This is a genomic window from Bradyrhizobium sp. Ken01 (assembly GCF_055807355.1).
Genome location: NZ_JBVVPC010000022.1, coordinates 1 through 21,338, shown reverse-complemented (window position 1 = coordinate 21,338; position 21,338 = coordinate 1). Strand labels below are relative to the sequence as shown.

Genomic DNA, 21,338 nt, shown 5'->3' with positions numbered 1-21,338 from the left:
GGATTCTCCTATCGCCCTGTATCGCCCTTGCCGGCGAGCACGCGGTCGAGCCCGTAGAAGCGGTCGAGCAGAATGAGGGCGGTCATGGTGATCGCGATCACGCAGGCCGAGACCGACGTCACCAGCGGATCGATGTTGTCCTGGATATAGAGGAACATGCGCACCGGCAGTGTTTCGGTGCCGGGTGCCGCGAGGAAGACGGTCATGGTGAGATCGTCGAAGGACTGGATGAAGGCGAGCGCCCAGCCGCTGATGACGCCGGGCAAGATCAGCGGCAGCGTCACGCGGCGGAACAGCGTCCAGCCGCCGGCACCGAGAGAGACCGCCGCCATCTCGACCGAAAGGTCCATACCGGTCGCGGCCGCCAGCGTCAGCCGCAGCGCGAACGGAAACACGATGATGACATGCGCGATGATCAGCGCGGCGAAGCTGCCGCCGAGGCCAGCCGAGGTGAAGAAGCGCAGGAAGGCGATGCCGAGCACGACATGCGGGATCATCAGCGGCGAGAGAAAGAGGGCCGCGAGCGCATTACGGCCGCGGAACCGATAGCGCGCGATCGCGAGCGCGGCAGGCACCGCGAACAGCAGCGCCACGAAGGAGGACAGTGCGCCAAGGCCAAGACTGACCCAGAAAGCATGGACGAATTCAGGATAGTTGGCGATCGCCCTGAACCAGCGCAACGAAAAGCCGTTTGTCGGCAGCGACAGGAAGCCTTCTGGCGTGAACGCAACGAGGCAAACGACGAGGATCGGCGCCACCATGACGATGACGAAGACGGTGTGAAAGATCAGCGCCAGCGGTCCGTTCCGGCTCATCGGAACACCTCCGCGTAGCGACGCTCGATCAGCGCGTTGCTGCCGACGACGATCAAGACCAGCGCGGCCAGCAGCAGCGTGGCGACCGCCGCGCCCAGCGGCCAGTTCAGCGTGTTGAGGAACTCGTCATAAGCCAGCGTCGCCGCGACCTTGAGCCGACGGCCGCCGATGATCGCGGGCGTCGCGAACGCGCTGGCCGAGAGCGAAAACACGATGATCGCCCCCGACAGCACGCCCGGCATGATCTGCGGCATGATGATGCGACGGATGATGGTCACGGGGCCGGCGCCGAGCGACATCGCGGCATTCTCGATCTGCGGATCGAGACGCTGCAGCGCCGCCCACACCGACAGCACCATGAATGGCATCATCACATGCGCAAGTGCGACCACCATGCCGGTTTCGGTGAACATGAAGGGGATAGGCGCGCGGATCAGCCCGGCCGACATCAACAGCTTGTTGACGAGGCCGTTGTTGCCGCCGAACAGCAGCGCCCAGCCGAGCGTGCGCGCGACTACGGAAATCAACAGCGGCCCCAGGATGACCAGCAGGAAGATGCTCTTCCAGCGTCCATCCATGCGGTTGAGGATGTAGGCTTCGGGCGCACCGAGCACGGCCGTGAGCAGCGTGGTCAGGATCGCGATGCGAAACGTCCGCCAGAACATCTCGGCGTAGTAGGGATCGGTTACGATCTCGTGCCAGTTCTTGAGGATGAAGACCGGCTCGATGCCCTTGTACTGGCCCCAATCGTGGAACGACAGCATCACGGTCATCGCGAGTGGAATCAGGAGCACGCCAAAGAACAGCATCAAAGCGGGCGCAGTCAGCGCCCAGGGGGTGCGTGCGTTTCGTTCCTCGGCAGAGGCGCTCATGCGACGCCCCTCACGCCCATGTCTTCCGGCCGCCAGGTGAGGTGAACGGCCTCGCCTTCGACCGGCTGCGATCGGCCGTCATTCTGGCGGATCACAGTCGCCGGGCCACACTCGCTCTCGCACTGGAACAGCCAGTGATTACCCTGGAAGATGCGCGTGACGATCTTTGCGCCGAGGCCAGCGTCGCCAAAGTCGATCCGCTCGGGGCGAATGCTGATGGTGACCGGACCGCTGCGCCCGGCAGGCGCAGGCGCGCTCCACGACCCGGCGATCAATCGCGCAGGCGCACTCGTCCGATCGATCGTCGCGGCAAAGTCGTTGGTCTTGCCCAAAAACTGCGAGACGAAGGCCGAGGCCGGCTTCTCGTAGGTCTCCTGCGGCGTGCCGATCTGCTCGATCCGGCCCTGGCTCATCACCACGATGCGGTCGGACAGCGACATCGCCTCGTTCTGGTCGTGGGTGACGAGGATCGTGGTGGTGCCGATGGTGCGCTGGATCTGGCGCAGCTCGATCTGCATTTCCTCACGCAGCTTGGCGTCGAGATTCGATAGCGGCTCGTCGAGCAGCAATACGCTCGGCTTGATCACCAGCGCGCGCGCCAGCGCCACGCGCTGCTGCTGGCCGCCGGACATGCGGCGCGGATGACGATCCTCGTAGCCGGCAAGCCCGACCATCGCGAGCGCGGCGCGGACCCGCTCGGTCCGTTCGCCGCGCGGGACATTGCGCATCTCGAGGCCGAAGGCGACATTCTCGGCCGCGGTCATGTGCGGAAACAGCGCGTAGCTCTGGAACACGATCCCGAGCCCGCGTTTGGCCGGATGGATCGCGGTCAGATCCTTGTCCTCCAGCCGGATCGCGCCGCGGCTGGGATCGAGGAAGCCCGCGATCATCTGCAGGGTCGTTGTCTTGCCGCAGCCGGAGGGGCCGAGAAAGGAGATGAACTCCCCCTTCCCCACCGCGAGACTGAAGTCGTCGACGACAGTCTGCGCTCCGAATTGCTTGGCGACCCCTTCGAGCTCGAGATAGGCCATCGCACTGTCTCCGGGATGACCGATCAGCGCTCGACCTCGCGATTCCAGCGCTTGGTCCATTCCTCGCGCTTCTCGTTGATGACGGTCCAGTCCGGATTATACAGCTTTGCGGCACGCTCCCCGATCGGCGCCATCTTGCCGAGCTCGGGCGGGATCACCAGCGATTTCAGCACCGGGCCGTAGCCGTAATCCTTCAGCATCACGAGCTGGATCTTGGGTTCGAGCAGCATCTTGACGAAGCTGGACGCAAGCGGCGAGGCGTTCGGCTTGGTGATCGGACAGGCGGTCGTCAGCAGCGTCGCGGCGCCTTCCTTCGGGTAGACGAAGTCGACGGGGAAACCGGTATTGGCAAAGCTCTGCACGCGGCCCGTGCCCCACACCGCGATCACGGCCTGGCCGGACTGAAACAGCTCGGTCATCTTGCCCGGCGACGGCTCATAGGCCAGCACGTTCGGATTGATCTGCTCCTTGAAGATCTTGAAGCCGGAATCGACATTGGTCTCGCCGCCGCCGTTCATCTTCGACAGCATCACCAGCGCTTCGAGACCGTAGGTGTTGTTGAGCGGCGGGATCACGAGCTGCTTGGCGTATTTCGTATCCTTCAGATCGTTCCACGAGGTCGGCGGCGCCCAGCCCTTCTCCGCAAACACCTTGGTGTTGTACATCAACCCGGTGGCGACGATGCCGATCGCGACCGCGCGATCGTCCTTGAAGCGCGCGGTGTCGTAGAGATCGGCCGGCAAGCCCTCGAGCTTGCCGCAGAAGCCGAGCTGGATCGCCTGGTACATCGGGCCGTCGTCGACGATGGCGACGTCGATCTGCTGGTTGCCCTTCTGCGCCTGCAGCTTTGCCAGCGTGTCGGTGGAGTTGCCGGCGACGTACTCGACCTTGACGCCGTTCTCCTTCTCGAAGGCCGGGATCACCTCGTCACGAATGGTCTTCTCGAACGAGCCGCCATAGCCGGCTACGTAGAGCGTCTTTTGTTGGCCCGTGGCGACCGACGGGGCGGCGATGAGGGCCGCGATGCTGACCGCTGTCAGAAGGCGAAAAGTCTTCATGTGGTCCGATCTCCATACCGGGATGAGGTGACGCGTCGACGAGTCTCGCTGGCTGAACCTTCCGCATTTCCTTCCGCGCAGACCCTCCCCGACCAGGGCTCCGGTCCCTGCTCGGCGGGTTTTGGCGCGATCCGGAGGTCGAACCCCTCCAATCTGCCGAAAAAGCGGGCCGTCTCCAGCTCTGATGAAAAAGATCGCAAACTCCGGCTTCCATCGTCCAATGAATAATGGCAGCCTCTGCATGCCTAAATGTTATGAATGGAGTTCGGGATGGCGCGGATCAATTCGCGGCAGGTGGAGGCCTTCCGGGCGACGATGCTGACCGGCAGCGTGACTGAGGCGGCGGCGCTGATGAAAGTGACGCAGCCGGCGGTCAGCCGCTTGCTGCGCGACCTCCAGGCGCTGTTGAAGATGGAGCTGTTCGAGCGGCGCGGCACCGGCCTCGTGCCGACCGCTGCGGCCATGGCACTCTACACCGAAGTCGAGCGCTCCTTTGTCGGCCTCGAACGCATCACCGCGGCAGCGGAGGAAATCCGCGGCCGGCGCACGGGCTCACTGCGGATCGCGGCACTTCCAGCATTGTCGAATGGCTATTTGCCGCGGCTCACCGGGCACTTCCTGAAGGAGCGGCCGAACCTCAACCTCGCTTTCTTCGGCGTGATCTCGCCGATCGTGGTCGATTGGGTGCTGAACAACCAATGCGACGTCGGCTTTGCCGAGGTGCCGATCGCGCATTCGGGCTTGCCGAGCCAGAAGCTGCCGGCGCCCGCGCGTGTGGCTGTACTGCCCACCGGTCACCGCCTCGCGGAAAAGGAAGTGCTGGAGCCCCGCGATTTCGAGAGCGAGACTTTCATCTCGCTGTCGGCGGGCTCGTCGAGCCGCCACCTCGTCGACCAGGTCTTCCATCGCCACGATGTCCGCCGCGTGCTCAGGGTCGAGACCACGCTGTCGGAGATCATGTGCGGCATGGTGTCGTCGGGACTTGGCGTCGCCATCTGCGATCCCTTTACGGCTCAGGAATTTTCCACCCGCGGCGTCGTCGTGCGCCGCTTCCTGCCGCGGATCGATTTCGAATTCTCCGCGGTTTTTCCGGCGCAGCGCAGCCCCTCGCCGGTGGCGCTGGATCTGGTCGAGACCATGCGCAAGGCGCTCGCCGAATTCGACGAGCCAACCCTCAGCCGTTGAACGCCGCCTGCGCTTCCGGCAGGTCCCAGATCTTGCCGATCGCAGCGGTCCCCGCCGCCGTGATCGCCGCCTCGTCAGCGCCGAGATAATGCCCGGCATCGACCAGCATGCGGCCGTCGACCATGACCTGATCGATATTGGCGCGATTGGCGAGCGCGATCAGTGCGCGGCGCGGATCAAACAGCGGCTGAAGATGCGGATGGGTGAGATCGACGATCGTGAGGTCGGCGGTCGCGCCCGGCTCGATCCGGCCGAGATCGGGCCGCTTGATGACATCGGCGGCGATCGCCGTGTTCGCCTCGATCAACTCGGGCGCGTTCGCGACATCGGCGCGCGCCGAGGTGATCTTGGAGATCAGTGACGCCGCGTTGAGCTCGCCGAGCAGGTCCATATTGTAGCCGTCGGTACCGACCACGGTGCGCACGCCGTGCTCCGCGAACCGGCTAAACGCGGCGGTGACGCCGGCGCGCGCGAACACGCGCGGGCAGTTGAGAACCGTCATGCCGCGCGCGGCCATCAGCTTGAGATCGTCGTCGCTGCTGAACATGCAATGCGCCGCCATCAGATCGGGCGCAAGCAGGCCGAGCCAGTCCAGATATTGCGCCGGCGTGCGGCCACCATAGCGCTTGCCGATGGTCTCGACCTCGGCACGGCTCTGCGCCATGTGGGTCGTGATGGGGACGCCGAGCTCGCGCGCTCGCGTCGCGCAGGCCTTCAGCAGATCGGGACCGCAGGTGTCGGTCGCATGCGGGCTCATCGCGAGACTGATGCGGCCGTCGCCCCGGTTGTTCCAGCGCTGATAGAGCGCATCCCACGTCGCCATGTCGGCGGTGCCGTCATCGCCGGAATAGCGAACCACGCCGTCCGGACCCGCCTTGGCGTCGGACGTCGAGAACAGATAGGGCGCGCCGTGGAAGCGGATACCCATCTCTTCCGCCGCGTCGAACATCTCGGGGATCGAGTTGCGGAACGGCTCCATCACCGTGGTGGCGCCGCCCTTGAGGAGCTGGAGTATGCCGAGCCTCGCGACAGCCAGGCGCTCCTCCGTCGACAGTATTTCGGCGCCGCGCTTGGTCAGCGGCAGCAGCACCGTGTAGACGATGCTCTGGTTGTTGCGGCGGCCATTGCCGTCCTCGGTGTGACTGCGCGCCACCGCTTCCGAGAAGCAGTGATTGTGCAGGTTCAGCAGGCCCGGCAGCACGAATCGGCCGGGACGGTCATGCACCTCGTCCGCGCGCGGCTTATCGCGCGTAATCGCGGCGATCTTCTTGCCTTCGACCAGAACCCAATGGTCGCGCAACACATCCTGCGCGCCGTCCTTGCGAGACAGCACATAGCTGCCGAAAATTGCTGAGGTGCTCATGCGGGGCGTACGTTCCAGAAGACGGCGGTGCCGTCGAGAATGCCGGTGACGGCTTTGCGATAGGCGGTCGGCTGCTTGTACAGGCCGATCGGAATATAGGGGATTTCCTGGAAAGCCACCGCCTGGATCTCACGGCAGATGCGCTGCTGCTCCGCGAGCTCGGAGGCCGCCAGCCACTGGCTGCGCAGGCCGGCCATCTTCTCGCTCGCATACCAGCCGGCGACCTTGCCTTCGCCGCGGATGTTGGTGTTGCCGGCCGGATTGAGCCAGTCGATGCCCTGCCAGTTGCCGACCGCCGCGCTCCAGCCGCCCTGACCGATTGGATCTTTCTTGATCTGGCGCTGCAACACCACCGCGAAATCGAGCCCGGCATATTCGACGTTCATGCCGGCCTTGCGCAAGGAATCGACGGCGATCTCGCCAAGCGGCTTCTGCGCCAACGAGTTGGTGGGCACGAGCACCACGATCTTCTCGCCATTATAGCCGGCGGCCTTGAGATCGGCCTTCACCTTGGCGTAGTCACGCGGGCCGCGGAACACGTCGAGGCCGACATCGCTCGCCATCGGGGTATTCGGCGCGAAATAGCCGATGGGGGAGACCTGAAAGTTCGGATCGGTACCGGCCACCGCGGTCATGAAGGCGGATTGATCGATCGCGCCCAGGAGCGCGCGGCGAACGGCGGGATTGTCGAACGGCGGCTGGAGATGATTGAGACGCAGCATGCAGGCATAACCCCGGGGATCGAGGATGCGCGTCTCGATGTCGCCGGCCGCCTTGATGATCGGCAGCAGGTCGTGCGGCGTGGTCTCCTGCCAGTCCTGCTCGCCGGTCTGCAGCGCGGCGACGCCGGTGCCCGCATCGGGCGTGGTGGTCCAGATCACCCGATCGTAGTGCACGATCTTGGGACCCGCGGTCCAATCCGGCTTGCCGTCGCTACGCGGCTGATAGCGCTCGAATTTGGCATAGGCGTTGCGCGCACCCTGCACGCGCTCGTCGGCGAGATAACGGAACGGGCCGCTACCGATCACTTCGGTCAGCGGCTTGAATGGATCCTGGCTCGCCAGCCGCTCCGGCATCATGAAGCACGCGTTGATCGCGGCCTTGCCCAGCGCCTGCGGCAGCAGCGGGAACGGACGCTTGAGGCGGAAGCGGATGGTGCGGTCGTCAGTGGCCGACAGTTCGTCCGTCGCCTCCATCAGCTCACCGCCAAAGCCGTCGCGCGCGGCCCAGCGGCGGATGCTCGCGACGCAGTCCCGCGCAAGCACGCGCTCGCCGTCGTGCCAGAACAGGCCATCGCGCAAGCTGAGGTCCCATTGCAGCCCGTCGCCGGAGACGACATGGCCCGACAGCATCTGCGGCGAGACCTGCAGGGAGGAGCTCATGCCGTAGAGCGTGTCGTAGACCATGAAGCCGTGGTTTCGCGACACCTGTGCCGTGGAATAGATGGGGTCGACGAAAGCGAGGTCGATCACCGGAATGAAGCGCAGCGTCGTCTGGGATTCGGCGCGCAGGATGCCCGGAAATGACAGCGCCGGCACAGCGGCTGCGGCCTTGAGGAGCGAACGACGGGAGAGGGGCATTGCACGAGGCTCCTGAAGGATCTTACGCGTTCAACAACACCGCACCGATCGCAGCGGCCACCGCCTGCTGCGCCGGCTCGACCACGGGCACGCCGATCGCCTCCGCAATCGCCGCGCGATGCGAGGCCATCCCGGCGCAGCCCATCACCACGACATCGGCGCGGCATTGCGAGACCAGCGCGCGGCCTGCTTCGATCAACCGTCCCCGGATGTCCGCGCCTGCCGTCTCCGCGGCGCTCGCGCCGACCGACCAGCTTCCGGCAGAACGACTATCGACGCCCATCACCCGCGCCATCCGCTGTTGGCGGCGAATGCTCGACGGCGACAGCGCGATGATTCCAAAACGTTCGCCCAGCATCAGCGCGCGAAAGATGCCGCACTCGGCGATGCCCATCACCGGGCGCCCGCCGGCGGCCTCGCGCACCGCATGCAGGCCGGGATCACTGAAGCAGGCGAGCACGAAGGCATCCGCATCGTCGCGCGTGACGCGATTGACCAGCGGCATGACGACGCTGTCGGCGTCGCGCTGCGAGCTGATGCCCGGCGGCCCCTCGGCAAGGCCGACGACCTCGATTGCGGGTCCGCCGGCGATGCGCAACGGCGCGACGGCGTCATCGATCGCCGCGGTCACCGATGCGGAGGAGTTGGGGTTGATGACGAGGATGCGGGTCAAAGCGTGGCTCAACTTTTCCCGGCCTCGTGGCGCAGGAAGTTGGCCGCGATCTTCTCGCCGGTCGTGATCCAGACATCCGGGCACGACTTTGCGTAAGTCAGGAACTCACGCAGCAGGCGCAGCCGCATCGGTCGGCCGCTGCATTGCGGATGCAGCACGGTCGTCACCATCGCGCCCCAGTCTCTGGTTTCGTCGAGCTCGTCTTTCCAGATCGAAAGGACATGCTCCTTGGGGAAAATCGAGCGCGGACTGAAGCGGGCGGACAGGCCGTGCATCCAGTCGTCATAGCTTGCGGTCACCGGCAGCTCGATCGTGCCTGGCTTGCCGTCTGCGAGACGATGCCGATAGGGCCGAACGTCGTCGCGGAACGAGGACGTGTAGACGATGCCGTGACGCACCAGCGCCACCCGCAGCTCCTCGGTGAATTCGCCGTAGGGCGCGCGATAACCGGTCGGCCTGACGCCAAGCCGGCGCTTGAGCGCCTCAAACCCGCGCTCCAGTTCCTCCTCGATCCAGGGGTCGCCGGGATCGGGAAGGAGATGGTGATAGCCGTGGTGGCCGATCTCGTGACCGGCCTTGAGAATGGATTCCGCCATCGCCGGATGCGCGTCGACCGACCATCCCGTGACGAAGAAGGTTGCCTTGAGATCGAGCTGGTCGAGCAGCTCCAGCAGTTTCGGCGTGCCGACGCGCGCCTCATAGCCGCCATAGCTCATGGTGATGAGCCGCTGCGCGTGCAACGCGTCCTTGCTGGTCCAGGCGCTCTCCGCGTCCACGTCGAACGACAGGAACATCGCCGAGTTGTACGGCTTCGGCCAGGGGTATTCCGGCGCAGGATCCGCGGTGTTGGCTGGGGTGAGCGGGATGCTCTGGAGTGCCTTACTGTCCAGCATTGAGGGTCGCCTTTTCGAGTGCGTTGTCGGTCAGTTTCCACTTAGCGAGCAGCGTGCGATAGGTGCCGTCCGCGATCAGCGCATCGACCGCCTCCAGCATCGCTTGCTGCAGCGCCTTTTCCTTGACCGGCAGAGCGATGCCGGTGAATTGCTGCGCGATGGGCTCGCCCACGGTCGCATAGGTGCCGGGCTCGAGATCCATGATGTAGGGCAGCGTCTCGTTGCCCTGGGCGGCGGCATCGATGCGGCCCTGCCTGAGCTGGGTGCGGGCATCGGCCGAGCCGTCGGTGCCGACGAACTGGATCGGATTGGTGCCGCAATTCTTCTCGCTCCAGGCCGCGATCTGCGCCGGGAACATGGTGCGGCGGCTGGCGCCGACCTTCTTGCCACAGAGCGCGGCCGCGTCCTTGAACTCCGCCTTACGCGACTGCTGCACGAAGAACTGCGGACCGCTGCGCAGATAATCGACGAAGGACGCGATCTCGTGCCGGCTGGCATAGTCCGTGAAGCCGGACAGGATGGCGTCCACCCGCCCGGTCGAGATCGACGGCATGAACTCGGCAAAGCTGGTCTCCTGCCATTCGATCTTGACGCCGAGCTTGCGGCCGATGGCCTCGCCGAGATCGATGTCGAAGCCGGACAACGCGTTGGTGGCGGGATCGCGGAACTCCATCGGCGGATAGTTCGGCACCAGCGCGACCTTGATGCTGCCGCGCTTGGCGATCTCCGCCGGCAGCTCGACCGCCATGACCGGAGCGCTCATGGCGCCAACGAGTGCCGCCGTAACCAGAAGTCTCTTCATCGATACGCCCCCATTCAGATCACTGCCGAAAGAAATGCCTTGGTGCGCTCCTCGCGCGGCGTGCCTAAGACGTCCGAGGCGCTGCCCTGCTCGATGATCGCGCCCTGGTCCATGTAGACGACGCGGTCGGCGACCTCGCGCGCGAAGCCGAGTTCGTGTGTCACGACCATCATGGTCATGCCGCTCCGCGCCAGCTCCTTCATGACTGCCAAGACCTCGCCGACGAGCTCGGGATCGAGCGCGCTGGTCGGCTCATCGAACAGCATCAGCATCGGCTTCATGGCAAGCGCGCGGGCAATCGCGACGCGCTGCTGCTGGCCGCCGGAGAGTTGGGCGGGATACCAGTCCGCTTTGGCCGACAATCCGACGCGCCGCAGCAGTTCGATCGCCTCCGCACGCACCTCGTCGGATTTTCGGCCCTGAACCTGGAGCGGACCTTCGGTGATGTTTTCGAGCGCGGTCTTGTGCGGAAACAAATTGAAGCGCTGGAACACCATGCCGGTCTTCAACCGCTGCCGCCCGATTTCGCGCTCGCTGAGCCGATGCAGCCGGCCGCCCTGCTCGCGCACGCCCAAGAGCTCGCCGTCGAGCCAGATGCCGCCGCTGTCGATCGCGGCGAGCTGGTTGATGCAGCGGAGCAGCGTGGTCTTGCCGGAGCCGGAGGCGCCGATCAGGCACATCACCTCGCCGGGCCGGATGTCGAGCGAGACATTTTTGAGAGCCTGAAACTCGCCAAAACTCTTGCTGACGGAGCGGATCGCGACGAGGGGTTTTGTCATCGCGCGAGCCGCAATGTGCCGCGCGCAAAACGGCGTTCGAGCAGCATCTGGAGCGGCGTCAGCACCGAGACGACGAGCAGGTACCAGAGCCCGGCGACGATCAGGAGCTCGATCACGCGCGAATTGGCGTAGTAGATGTTTTCGGCGTTGTGCAGCAGCTCCGGATACTGGATGACGCTGGCGAGCGAGGTCGCCTTCACCATGCCGATGAACTCGTTGCCGAGCGGCGGGATCACCACCCGCATCGCCTGCGGTAGAACGATCCGGCGCAGCGCACGCAAGCGTCCCATGCCGATCGCCTGCGCCGCCTCATATTGCCCGATATCGACCGACAGCATGCCGGCGCGCATCACTTCCGACGTATAGGCGCCCTGGTTGATGCCGAGCCCGAGCAGCGCGGCAAGGAAGGGCGTCATGACGTCGACGGCGCGCGCGCTCCACAGGCCGGGAATACCGATAGTCGGAAACACCAGCGCGAGATTGAACCACAGCAGCAGTTGCAGGATCAACGGCGTGCCGCGGAACAACCAGGTGTAGCCGGCGGCAACGGTCTTCAGCACCGGGTTGGGCGACAGCCGCATGATCGCGACGACCACGCCGAGGAAGATGCCAAGCGCCATCGCCAGCACCGCCATCACCATGGTGTTGACGATGCCCTCGAGAATGACCTTTGCGGTCAGGAAGCGGCTGACATAGGACCATTCGATCTGGCCGGCCGCAAACGCACGCACGATCAGTGCGAGCACAGCAACGATCAGCGCGGCGCTGAGCCAGCGAAACCAGTGCGGCTCGCGCGCGATCCGCATCCCCGACAGATCGGGAAAACCCTCCGCGAGTGCCGGTACCGGCTTCATTGCGGCGCCGCGTTCAGCATGGGCTTCTCGACTGCGTTGGCGCCGAGACCCCATTTGTCGAGGACAGCCTTGTAGGAACCGTCGGCGATCATCGCGGTGAGCTTCTCGGTCACCACTTCACGAAGCGCCGCATCGTCCTTGCGGAACATGATGCCCTGATAGCCTTTGGCGAAGGGTTCGCCGATCACGCGGTATTTTCCGGCTTCCTGCGTCTGCGCATAAGGCAGCGTCTCGCTGCCCTGTACGGCGGCATCGATGCGGCCCTGCTTGAGCTGGTTGCGAACGTCGATCGAGTTCTCGCCCGGCACGTACTGGATCGCCGGCTTGCCGGCCAGCTCGCAATTCTGCTTGCTCCACTTCTCGATTTCGACCGGGAAGCTGGTGCTGCGGGTAGTCCCGACCTTCTTGCCGCAGAGATCGGTCGCAGCCTTGGCTTCGTTCTCCGCCATCACGAAGAACTGCGGGCCGGTCCCGAGATAATCGACGAAATCGGCGGTCTCGCGCCGCGAGGCGCGATCGGAGATGCCGGAGATGATGAAATCGGCGCGCTTGGTCTGGAGCGACGGGATCAATTCGGCGAACGGCGTCTCGCTCCAGACGATCTTCACGCCGAGACGCTTCGCGAGCTCGTTCGCCAGATCGACGTCGAGCCCGACGAGCTCATTGGTCGCGGGATCGCGGTATTCCATCGGCGCGTAAGTGGAATTCACCGTGAGCTTCAACGCGCCCGCTTGCTTGATCTCCGCCGGAAGCTCCGCCGCTTGCGCGGACGTCACGGCCGCCAGCGCTGCGATGCCGAGGAAATACGAGAGGCGTGTCATGTCAGCTCCTTTGCCAACGTTGTTGGAACGTCCTGTCAGTCCGCGTCGAGAACCGCGGGCTCGATGACGCCAGCGCGTTCCGTGATCACCCTGTATTGCTCCGGCCGCCGGTGCGCGGCGAAGTTAAACATCTTGTCCTTGCCCTGGCGGCAGAGGTCGAGATCGATGTCGGCGACGATCACCTCGTCAGTCAACGTTGCGGCCTGCGCGACGATGCGGCCATTGGGATCGACGATGCAGGAGCCGCCGATCAGCCCGGAGCCGTCCTCCTCGCCGGCCTTCGCCACCGAGATCGCCCAGGTCGCGTTCATGTAGGCGTTGGCCTGCGTGACCAGCGTAGAGTGGAAGGTGCGCAAGGAGGCGTCTTCCGTGCTGCCGCCATTGGGATCATAAGCCGCCGAATTGTAGCCGATGCAGACGAGCTCGACGCCCTGCAGGCCAAGCACGCGCCAGGATTCCGGCCAGCGGCGATCGTTGCAGATCATCATGCCCATGATGGCGTGGGCCCAGGCCGATCCGGAGCGAAAGGCCGGAAAGCCGAGATCGCCGTATTCGAAATAGCGCTTCTCGAGCTGCTGGTAGCGCGCACCTTGTCGCGGCTCGACCGAGCCCGGCAGGTGCACCTTGCGATAGCGGCCAAGCAGCTCGCCGTCGCGATCGACCAGGATGGCGCAATTGTAGCGGCGTCCATCCGGCGTCAGCTCGGCATAGCCGACATAGAAGCCGACGCGCAGCGCACGCGCGCGGTCGAACAAGGCGGCGACGTTAGGGTTCGGCATGCCGCGCTCGAAATAATGGTCGAGCGCCTCGCCTTCGAGCAGCCAGCGCGGAAAGAATGTCGTGAAGGCAAGCTCGGGAAACACCACGAGGCTGGCGCCGCGGCCGGCCGCCTCCTCCAGCAGCGCAAGCATCCGCGACAGCGTATGCTCGCGCGTATCGGCTTTTTGCGTCGGCCCCATCTGTGCGGCGGCGGCGCGAAGGACACGAACCAAGATTGCCTCCAATCTGTGCGCAGTGCTGCCTCAATGGGCGAATGAACCCTTTGATGCGACGTGCAAATCCGCTGCCATTACGCGGAAGCGGGGCTGCAAAATCAATTCGTTCTGCTATGATGTTTTGACCCAGAGTATAATCGGCAGTGATATGAACCTGCGCCAGCTCGAGATTCTCCGCGCCGTCATCCGCCACCGCACCACGGTTGCGGCTGCCGACGAACTGGCGTTGTCGCAGCCTGCCGTCAGCAATGCGCTGAAGACGATGGAGGCGCAGGCGGGTTTTGCGCTGTTCGAACGCGTCAACAACCGACTGTTTCCGACCACGGAAGCGATGGCGCTCTACAAGGAGAGCGAGGCGATCTTCGCGCTGCACGCCAAGCTCGAGAACCGCGTGCGCGATCTGCGCGAGAACCGCTCCGGGCATCTCGCGCTGGTCGCGACGCCGCCGCTCGCTTACAGCATCATCCCCTCGGCGCTGTCAGGCTTCCTGCGCCGCCGTCCGGAAACGCGGGTGTTCTTCGACGTGCGGCGCTATGAGGGCATCATCGAAGGCGTGCTCAACCGCGTCGCCGAGCTCGGCTTTGCGCTCGGGCTGACACATCATCCAGGCATCGCCCATGAGGTGGTGCACACCGGCGAGATGGTGTGCGTGCTGCCGCCGCAGCACCCGCTCGCCGACCGGCCGGTGATCTCGGCCGCGGACCTATCCGGTCTGCCCTTCATCGGGCTCGAGCGTGGGACGCGACTGGGCGAGGCCGTGCGTGACAGTTTTGTCCGGGCCGGCGCACCGTTCCAGCCGACCGTCGAGGTGCGCTACTGCAACACGGCCTGCGTGCTCGCCGCCGCCGGCGTCGGCGCCGCAGTGGTCGATCCCTTCTCGCCGCGGCAAAACGGCGGGACCGGCCTCGTCGTGCGGCCGTTCGCACCGACGACGCACGCGGTGGCCTATATGTTATGGTCGGAAGCCGAGCCGCTGTCGCGCCTGGCCAAGGCGTTTCTCAATGAGGTCCGGAAAGAGAGTGCGTTGCTGGAGCGCACAGCGCTACACAAGCAACATGGGGCAGGAAGCGACCAGGCTTGACCTTTACCAGAGGGCATATGGCACGCATCACCATCATCGAGACCGGGCAGGTCCCACAAAAATATCGCGAGCGCTACGGTTCGTTCCCCGACATGTTCGAGCGCATGGTCCGCGCCGGCGATCCGACAGCCACGGTTGACATCGTCAGCATCCCGAACGGCGATGCGCTTCCCGACCCGCGCAATTTGGAGGCGGTGCTGATCACCGGCGCGGCCGCCGGCGTCTATGACGGGCTCGAGTGGATCGCGCCGCTGGAAGATTTCGTGCGCACGGCCTACGCCAACAGGACACCGATGGTCGGCGTCTGCTTCGGCCATCAGCTGATCGCGCAGGCGCTCGGCGGCACCGTGCGCAAGTCGGAGAAGGGCTGGGGCATCGGCCGGCACGTCTATCAGGTGCTGCCGGACAACGGTGTCGTCGACGGCGAAGCGGTCGCCATCGCCTGCTCGCATCAGGACCAGGTCATCGAGCCGCCAAACGATGCGCTGACGATCCTCTCCTCCGATTTCACCCCGCATGCCGGCCTGCTCTACGCCAACGGCGCGACGCTGACTGTGCAGCCGCATCCGGAGTTCGACGTGGAGTTTGCGCAGGTGTGCTGCGAACTGCGCGACGGCAAGGCGCCGGACGCTGTCGTTGCCACGGCGAGGGAATCATTGGCGGAGCCGATGGATCACGCCAAGCTCGGTAGCGCGATTACGCGATTTCTGGCGCGCAGGTCCATCTCCTCGTCCTGAGGAGCGTGCCAATTGCGCGCGCCTCGAAGGATCGAGGCACCGCTACAGCAATGGGGGCCTGCATGGTTCGGACGCCGCTTCGCGGCTCCTCACCATGAGGGTTGAAATCTCAGAACGGGCTCTCTCCTAACCCCGCCACATCCGCGGGCCTCGGCCCCGGTGCCGGCCAGTGAAACCGCCGGTCCTTCTCCGCAATCGCGATGTCGTTGATCGACGCTTCGCGCCGCCGCATCAGGCCGTGCTCGTCGAACTCCCACTGCTCGTTGCCGTAGGAGCGATACCACTGGCCGCTAGCGTCGTGCCATTCGTACTGGAAGCGCACGGCGATACGGTTTTCGTCGAACGCCCAGAGGTCCTTGATCAGGCGGTAGTCGTGCTCCTTCTCCCATTTGCGGGTGAGGAACGCGACGATGGCTTCGCGCCCCTGAAAAACCTCGGAGCGATTGCGCCAGCGGCTGTCCTCGGTATAGGCGAGCGAGACGCGCACCGGGTCGCGCGAATTCCAGGCATCCTCGGCCATGCGGGCCTTTTGCGCTGCGGTCTCACGGGTAAAGGGCGGAAGCGGCGGGCGCGACATGATGGCCTCATCGGTTGGCGGGAGTGCAATCTATCGCCGCGCGCGGGGGAGTCGAGAGGCCGTCCGCTATCGCCCGATCACGAAATCAAATCAGCCTTCATCAAGGCGCGGATCGACTTCGGGATCGGCTGGGCGCGGCCGCCGCTGATGAAGGCGACGCGCACCTCGGCTTTCACCAGCACGTTTTCCCCGCGCCGCACCTCCTGCGCCAGCACGATGGACGCACCCTTCACGGCGACCGGCCAGGTCACGACATCGAGCACGTCATCCATCCGGGCAGGCTTGAGGAAATCGAGATGCATCGAACGCACCACGAAGGCAAAGCCTGCGTCTTCCGCCTCGGCCTGCTCGAACAATGCCTGCTGCTCGGCGCCCATCAGCCGCAAATGATTGGTCCGCCCGCGCTCCATGAAGCGCAAATAGTTGGCGTGATAGACGATGCCCGAAAACTCTGGTTTGACGATATCGCAACAGAATGCCAAGTTCTTGATTTCGTTGGGGCGCTGGAGGGCGATAGCGTGAACAAGCGCAGATTTTTCTACGTCCCTTTCATGGCGAGCCGCAGCGCCTTCGGGATCAGCTTCAGTGTTCACCTAGCTCGCCTCGAGAGAAATGTCAGCCCGGCCGCGAGCATAGCGGCCCGAAGGGGCATGCGGGACGAGTGCAGCGACAACACCGGTGTTTGAGCGGTACGCGGGAACGGGGCCGTGATAACGCTCGCCACAGGCGAGCCCGTTTTCCGAGTGCCCCCGGCGAGGAGCACTTTATGGCTTGCGCGAGGCATCGTGATCCGAAGGGCCGAGACAGCATGGCTCGGCAAGCTGGCTCATAGAGCCCCGTCCGCGGAGCGGACGCGCCCACAACCTAATTAGACCCGTACTTGTGCCATGGGCGAAACCGCGGCACTTATGAGCCTGATTTCGGGAGATCCTATCGCGGACCTCACACCACTGACCCACATTAAGAACGTGTGCGGTTATTTGCGTGAGAGTTTCCGGGTTCGTTGCTCCGTCGGCGCCGCCCCTGACCGAAAGCCCAACCGATCGCTCCTGCTTTGACGGTTTCGTTCGCGGAGCCGGAGCAGGACTGGCGTGTATCGTACTCCGTCAACCCAGCTCCATGGCCTGGCCGGAATAGTCGACGAACAGCTTCTCGCCGGCGACATGGACCTGGGGACAGGATGGGCTTGAGGGGGCCGGCCCATTGCTTGTAGCGTTCGCATAGCTGAAGCAGTCGGAGTTAGGCAAAAGACCAAGGTAGCTGGGTTGCAGACTGTCAGCGGTGCGCGCCTCCTGGTTCCCCCCGATCGCAATCGCTGAAATAGCGATCACGATCGGCTGGAAACGGTGATCACGATGCTCTGGAATGGGCGATCACGATGGCTTGGACTCCGTGATCACGAACGGCTGGAACACGCACTTACCGGGCGCCCCGTCGACCTACCACGCTACTACGTCGCGACGTGGAGCGATGCCGTCAAGCTGTCGGGTGCGCAAGAGGCAGGACACCGCGCTGATCTACGCTCGCAAGCGAAGGGGCATGTCAAGGAGTTGGAGATATGTGCAACGCCGCAACCTGACGCGGCGTTTGATTCACGCATTTCTTCCAGCGCCAATGTTGCGATGCAGTTACAGCAATTTGCGTGCACGTTGTTAAGACGCAGCCGGCTCGGGGGCACTCAAGACATGGGAATAGAAATGAAGAACTTGTTGCTTATGACAGTCAGTACGGTGGCGCTTGCTGCGGTGGCCCCCGCATTCAGTGCTGATCTGCCTGCGCAACCCATCAGGCCTCTCTACACCACCGCTCCAGGACCTGTCGCGGCTGCAATCTACGATTGGAGTGCTTACTATTTCGGCGTGAACGGTGGTCTGAGCTCAGGCGAGAGTTGTTGGGAGTACCTTGGCAGCACGCCCGAGGGCTGTCATCATCCGACAGGCGGTAGCGTGGGCCTCCAGATCGGCTATCGATGGCAGATGGGCCAGATCGTGCTGGGTGTTGAGGGCCAGGGCAACTGGGCTGATTTGACCGGGTCCAATCAAAGCATCGCGTTTTCCGATACTACCAACCAGACTAAGATTGACGCGTTCGGTCTCATGACGGGGCAGATTGGTTATGCCTTTGGGAATAACGTACTTTACGGCAAAGGCGGCGCCGCAGTCACGAGCAACATCCATCAGATCAGCTCGACCGTGGCAGGAGCCGCTAGGAAAAGTGACGTTCTTTGGGGCGGTGTGTTGGGGGTCGGATTCGAGCACGGCATCGCACCGAACTGGACGGTGGGCTTCGAGTACGACCACCTGTTCTTCCAGCCCCGCACGGTGAAATTCAGCGGGAACATTGGTGGGGCCGATCGCATCCGCGAGGATCTCGACCTTATCACGGTACGGGTCAACTATAAGTTTGGCGGTCCGATTCTCCTGAAATATTGATCCGTAGTTCTGTCGATGGCCCCGGCCTAGCCGGGGCCATTTGAAGGGAAGCATGGCCCGCTCAGAGCCCGGCCATTCAGGCAATTCCGACGTGAGATTCAAGCGCCGCCTGCGCGATCCCGGCCCCTTTCGCTGGCCTGCGACCCCTCCTTCTCCGGACGGCAAGCTCAGCACTTCGCGGGGAACCGCCGGCTCCGCGCTGAGCACACTCGACACCGAAAGTCAGCCGTAATCGTGGAGAGGGGTAGTCGCAAGGGCGACGAGCTCGGAACCTGCGTCGATGCCGCGGGAATGATACTGCTTGGCTTGCGGCTGCCGCCTTGCCAGGGTAAGCGGCGCATCGCCGTCGCAATCGAGGCAGACGAGATCGTCGAACACAGCTGCCTCCGCTGAGGCGGCCACGGCAAGAGTCCGCCTGCAAGCGTTGAGGACATAATAGATCGACTCATCCGCGTCTTCGCGAACCCGGACGATAGGCAGCTCGGCTTTCCAACATCTCACCGGCCCGTCCGATCTTTCGGATCACTCGGCCTCGCCCGCTTCGGCTACTAGCGGCAACCGAGCAGGCGAGCAGCCTGCCCTCCGACATCGCCGATATCGCGCGCCAAGCGCCGATGCGGACAGAGGAGAAATCCATCTGTGCCGCGGGCGGGGCGCAATGACGTCAGTGAAAGCCGCGGACACGGGCGACCTCATGATGAAGCAAGGCGGCATCCACAGCAGGACTGACCCGAGTTTCTCCGGCCAGGACGCCATAACCCTCGCGCTCAGATGGCATCGCTGCCGGGCGCAAGCTCCATGGCCGGGCAGACCTCTAATCTCGCGTCGCCTTGCAACCCGCCGAAACCCGGGCGGTCAGCCACGCCAGAGCGCGGGGAATAGGTTTGGAGTTCATTCTCGGTCCTTCACACCTCGAAGGGGTTCTGCAGTTCGCACCCGTAGCAACCACAACAGGATTCCTGCAGACTCCGTAGCGCGAGACGCGTCAAGACAGTTGGATCCAAGTGACCTTTTGCGGCCAGAGCTAATACCTTTTCGGCGAGGCACGCCTTCAACGAAGACGTCCGGTTTGCTTCGGGCACCATCCCGATCGCATCGTCCAGAACACCTCGCAACAAAGCGCATAGTTTGGTTTTCGGTGTCATGGCGCTAATCCAAAAACAACGGAGATCTGGCCGACCTCGGCTCCGGCCCGCCTGGCCGGTGGCCCCGGAAAGCCGTGCGGAATAAACCTTCTTCGCTCCAGGGAGCGGGAGGAATAAGGGAGACACGGCCGAGCCTTAGTACAAGAGCTAGGTTTCGGTAATGTGACAGTTCGTGCTCCGCTCATTCTGGATGCATGACGGCTTAAGAAAGCATCCTGCGGATAGGTCCTTTGGTTTTCAAGTCGACGCTTGCTGACGCTATCAACAAAAGTTCGTAAAGCATTTGGTGAGGATCGCCGAGCCGTGAATTGGGCAGCCTTAGTGGATTGCTTGTTCCGATCGCGCCAATTCCGGCTTAGGAGCTCGTCGCGCCTTTTGAGCCGGATGTGCGGCGCGGTTGCTATAGTCGGCGAGCCACGCTTGTGAATCCACGCTGCTCAATCTGGCGGTCATGTTCACGGCCAGAGCTCCGGCTCGGCGGAAACGGATTGGTCCGCAGGCTCAGAGTTGTCAAATCCCGGTTCTGGTAGTTGAAACACGACGCAACATCATCTTGAACTCTTCTGGCACGGTTCACAGTTGAGCTTACGGTGATAAGAATTTCTCTTCGAGATAATTTCGGCGTGCTCCGGCCAGCCCAGCTTGTCGCCGTCCAGGATCGCTGGTTCGAGTGGCTCGATATTCGCACCGAAACTTTCGCCCAGCTGCGCGATCCAGTGACGCTAGAACGTGCTTGGGTGCCACTGGGCTCGATTACCGTTCCGCCAGAACCAGAATGGACACCAACACATCCGGCGGTCACCAGGGCTCGCCGCCCCACATAATGCCTACCCCCCTGTTTAGCACCGTATTCCATGGAGCGGATCAAGTTTGAAGCATCCCGCATGGTCGTTCTGGCTAGTCAGTCACTGTCCGGTGCCATGTGTGACACAATTATGATTGCTCGCGGGACAACACCGTTGAGGCGTGTCTGACTCACACTGTCGAACTTACGACACGGTGGTACTTATTTGTAGAACTAGGCGGTGTGGACTCTGAGAACCCATTTCCAGGAGAAAATCAGATTCATGGCTGTTTTCTCGGAGCAAGTCTTCGGTGTCATGAACCCGCTGGGTCGACCGGAGGTCGAACGCGACGCGGCTGCTTTGTAGCTTACCCGCGGCGGCTGTAATGGCCCCTACAGCCATCCGCCGCCCCTTTGCCTCAGTCCGCGCGCTGCAACAGCGCGCTAGCCGTCATCCACAACAACACGTCACGGGGGTTCCGATATGCAGCTGCTAAGTTCCTCCACGCCGAGCGCCATTCTCTCGAGTGCCCCTTCTCACAACTTAAGCAATTCAGCAGCGTTGCGACCGATTGACGCGGAACGGAAGGTCAGGTGTCCGTCAACACCCTACAGCTATAGGAATCATGTGGCTTGCTTCCTTATCTCGATCGACGGCAGTAGCCCACCGTGGATCTTTGCCTCAAAGCTCCGCAGGCGCTGATAAATCGAGATCAGTTCGACGATCGTGCTCCAGGAGTTGACGAGATACTGAAACGAGGTTCGCACTTGCTTGAACGCGTTGAGGATCTGGTTCATCGCGCCGAGGGTGATCCTGCCCGCGATGATTGTGGGCGCAAGCAGCAGATAAGGAAAGATGAC

The 21,338-nt window shown here is 63.7% G+C and carries 21 protein-coding genes; 5 read left to right on the top strand and 16 right to left on the bottom strand.

Annotated features, from left to right (window positions below):
* Positions 1-8: 8 nt before the first annotated feature.
* Genes AC0L3S_RS20960 through AC0L3S_RS20945 form a run of 4 tightly spaced genes read right to left on the bottom strand, consistent with a single transcriptional unit; the run spans position 9 to position 3,776 of the window.
* On the bottom strand, positions 9-815 hold the full coding sequence (locus AC0L3S_RS20960) for an ABC transporter permease (RefSeq protein WP_473265507.1): 807 nt from the start codon (positions 813-815) through the stop codon (positions 9-11).
* On the bottom strand, positions 812-1,687 hold the full coding sequence (locus tag AC0L3S_RS20955; RefSeq protein WP_473265508.1) for an ABC transporter permease: 876 nt from the start codon (positions 1,685-1,687) through the stop codon (positions 812-814). Before AC0L3S_RS20955 ends, AC0L3S_RS20960 begins: the two co-directional genes overlap by 4 nt.
* Positions 1,684-2,718: an ABC transporter ATP-binding protein gene (locus AC0L3S_RS20950; protein WP_473281015.1), complete on the bottom strand. Its 1,035-nt coding sequence runs from the start codon at positions 2,716-2,718 to the stop codon at positions 1,684-1,686. The genes AC0L3S_RS20955 and AC0L3S_RS20950 overlap by 4 nt, the downstream gene beginning before the upstream one ends.
* A 23-nt stretch (positions 2,719-2,741) precedes the next feature.
* Positions 2,742-3,776 carry an ABC transporter substrate-binding protein gene (locus tag AC0L3S_RS20945; RefSeq protein ID WP_473281013.1) on the bottom strand — a complete coding sequence of 345 codons (1,035 nt, stop codon included), beginning with the start codon at positions 3,774-3,776 and terminating at the stop codon, positions 2,742-2,744.
* Positions 3,777-4,046: 270 nt separating this feature from the next.
* On the opposite strand from AC0L3S_RS20945, the gene AC0L3S_RS20940 reads away from it, so the two are divergent.
* A complete protein-coding gene (locus tag AC0L3S_RS20940) occupies positions 4,047-4,961 on the top strand; it encodes a LysR substrate-binding domain-containing protein (protein WP_473265516.1) in 915 nt (304 codons plus the stop codon).
* On the opposite strand, the gene AC0L3S_RS20935 is transcribed toward AC0L3S_RS20940, so the two are convergent.
* Genes AC0L3S_RS20935 through AC0L3S_RS20895 form a run of 9 tightly spaced genes read right to left on the bottom strand, consistent with a single transcriptional unit; the run spans position 4,951 to position 13,718 of the window.
* Entirely contained in the window at positions 4,951-6,324 is a 1,374-nt protein-coding gene (locus AC0L3S_RS20935) for an amidohydrolase family protein (RefSeq protein WP_473281011.1), read from the bottom strand. The genes AC0L3S_RS20940 and AC0L3S_RS20935 overlap by 11 nt on opposite strands.
* Positions 6,321-7,904 (bottom strand): ABC transporter substrate-binding protein, encoded by a 1,584-nt coding sequence (locus tag AC0L3S_RS20930; protein WP_473265522.1) that lies wholly within the window; start codon positions 7,902-7,904, stop codon positions 6,321-6,323. Before AC0L3S_RS20930 ends, AC0L3S_RS20935 begins: the two co-directional genes overlap by 4 nt.
* A 22-nt stretch (positions 7,905-7,926) precedes the next feature.
* On the bottom strand, positions 7,927-8,577 hold the full coding sequence (locus tag AC0L3S_RS20925) for an aspartate/glutamate racemase family protein (protein ID WP_473281128.1): 651 nt from the start codon (positions 8,575-8,577) through the stop codon (positions 7,927-7,929).
* Between the two features lie 8 nt (positions 8,578-8,585).
* Positions 8,586-9,470, bottom strand: coding sequence for a polysaccharide deacetylase family protein (locus AC0L3S_RS20920; protein WP_473281009.1), 885 nt, complete (start codon positions 9,468-9,470; stop codon positions 8,586-8,588).
* Complete coding sequence (locus AC0L3S_RS20915; protein ID WP_027570291.1) at positions 9,457-10,272, bottom strand: ABC transporter substrate-binding protein; 816 nt, start codon at positions 10,270-10,272, stop codon at positions 9,457-9,459. Before AC0L3S_RS20915 ends, AC0L3S_RS20920 begins: the two co-directional genes overlap by 14 nt.
* A gap of 14 nt (positions 10,273-10,286) precedes the next feature.
* Positions 10,287-11,051: an amino acid ABC transporter ATP-binding protein gene (locus AC0L3S_RS20910; protein WP_473265533.1), complete on the bottom strand. Its 765-nt coding sequence runs from the start codon at positions 11,049-11,051 to the stop codon at positions 10,287-10,289.
* Positions 11,048-11,905, bottom strand: a complete 858-nt coding sequence (locus AC0L3S_RS20905) for an amino acid ABC transporter permease (protein ID WP_473265535.1) — start codon at positions 11,903-11,905, stop codon at positions 11,048-11,050. The genes AC0L3S_RS20910 and AC0L3S_RS20905 overlap by 4 nt, the downstream gene beginning before the upstream one ends.
* Positions 11,902-12,726 (bottom strand): ABC transporter substrate-binding protein, encoded by an 825-nt coding sequence (locus AC0L3S_RS20900; RefSeq protein WP_473265538.1) that lies wholly within the window; start codon positions 12,724-12,726, stop codon positions 11,902-11,904. Before AC0L3S_RS20900 ends, AC0L3S_RS20905 begins: the two co-directional genes overlap by 4 nt.
* A 35-nt stretch (positions 12,727-12,761) precedes the next feature.
* On the bottom strand, positions 12,762-13,718 hold the full coding sequence (locus AC0L3S_RS20895) for an N-carbamoyl-D-amino-acid hydrolase (RefSeq protein ID WP_007596405.1): 957 nt from the start codon (positions 13,716-13,718) through the stop codon (positions 12,762-12,764).
* Between the two features lie 151 nt (positions 13,719-13,869).
* Here AC0L3S_RS20895 and AC0L3S_RS20890 point away from each other — a divergent pair, with 151 nt between their 5' ends.
* Both AC0L3S_RS20890 and AC0L3S_RS20885 read left to right on the top strand, forming a co-directional pair.
* Entirely contained in the window at positions 13,870-14,802 is a 933-nt protein-coding gene (locus AC0L3S_RS20890; RefSeq protein ID WP_473281006.1) for a LysR family transcriptional regulator, read from the top strand.
* A 17-nt stretch (positions 14,803-14,819) separates the two neighbouring features.
* Positions 14,820-15,539 (top strand): type 1 glutamine amidotransferase, encoded by a 720-nt coding sequence (locus tag AC0L3S_RS20885; RefSeq protein WP_473265550.1) that lies wholly within the window; start codon positions 14,820-14,822, stop codon positions 15,537-15,539.
* Between the two features lie 109 nt (positions 15,540-15,648).
* Here AC0L3S_RS20885 and AC0L3S_RS20880 read toward each other — a convergent pair whose 3' ends face one another.
* A complete protein-coding gene (locus tag AC0L3S_RS20880) occupies positions 15,649-16,116 on the bottom strand; it encodes a nuclear transport factor 2 family protein (protein ID WP_473281004.1) in 468 nt (155 codons plus the stop codon).
* Between the two features lie 77 nt (positions 16,117-16,193).
* Positions 16,194-16,598 (bottom strand): YbgC/FadM family acyl-CoA thioesterase, encoded by a 405-nt coding sequence (locus AC0L3S_RS20875; protein ID WP_473281002.1) that lies wholly within the window; start codon positions 16,596-16,598, stop codon positions 16,194-16,196.
* Positions 16,599-17,813: 1,215 nt separating this feature from the next.
* On the opposite strand from AC0L3S_RS20875, the gene AC0L3S_RS20870 reads away from it, so the two are divergent.
* Together AC0L3S_RS20870 and AC0L3S_RS20865 are read left to right on the top strand one after the other, a co-directional pair.
* Complete coding sequence (locus AC0L3S_RS20870; protein WP_007596410.1) at positions 17,814-18,548, top strand: outer membrane protein; 735 nt, start codon at positions 17,814-17,816, stop codon at positions 18,546-18,548.
* 291 nt (positions 18,549-18,839) lie between these two features.
* Positions 18,840-18,941, top strand: a complete 102-nt coding sequence (locus AC0L3S_RS20865) for a hypothetical protein (protein ID WP_369126693.1) — start codon at positions 18,840-18,842, stop codon at positions 18,939-18,941.
* A gap of 2,160 nt (positions 18,942-21,101) precedes the next feature.
* Here the strand turns inward: AC0L3S_RS20865 and AC0L3S_RS20860 are convergent.
* Positions 21,102-21,338: SbmA/BacA-like family transporter (locus tag AC0L3S_RS20860; protein WP_473280999.1), on the bottom strand; the 237-nt coding region annotated here is incomplete at its 5' end.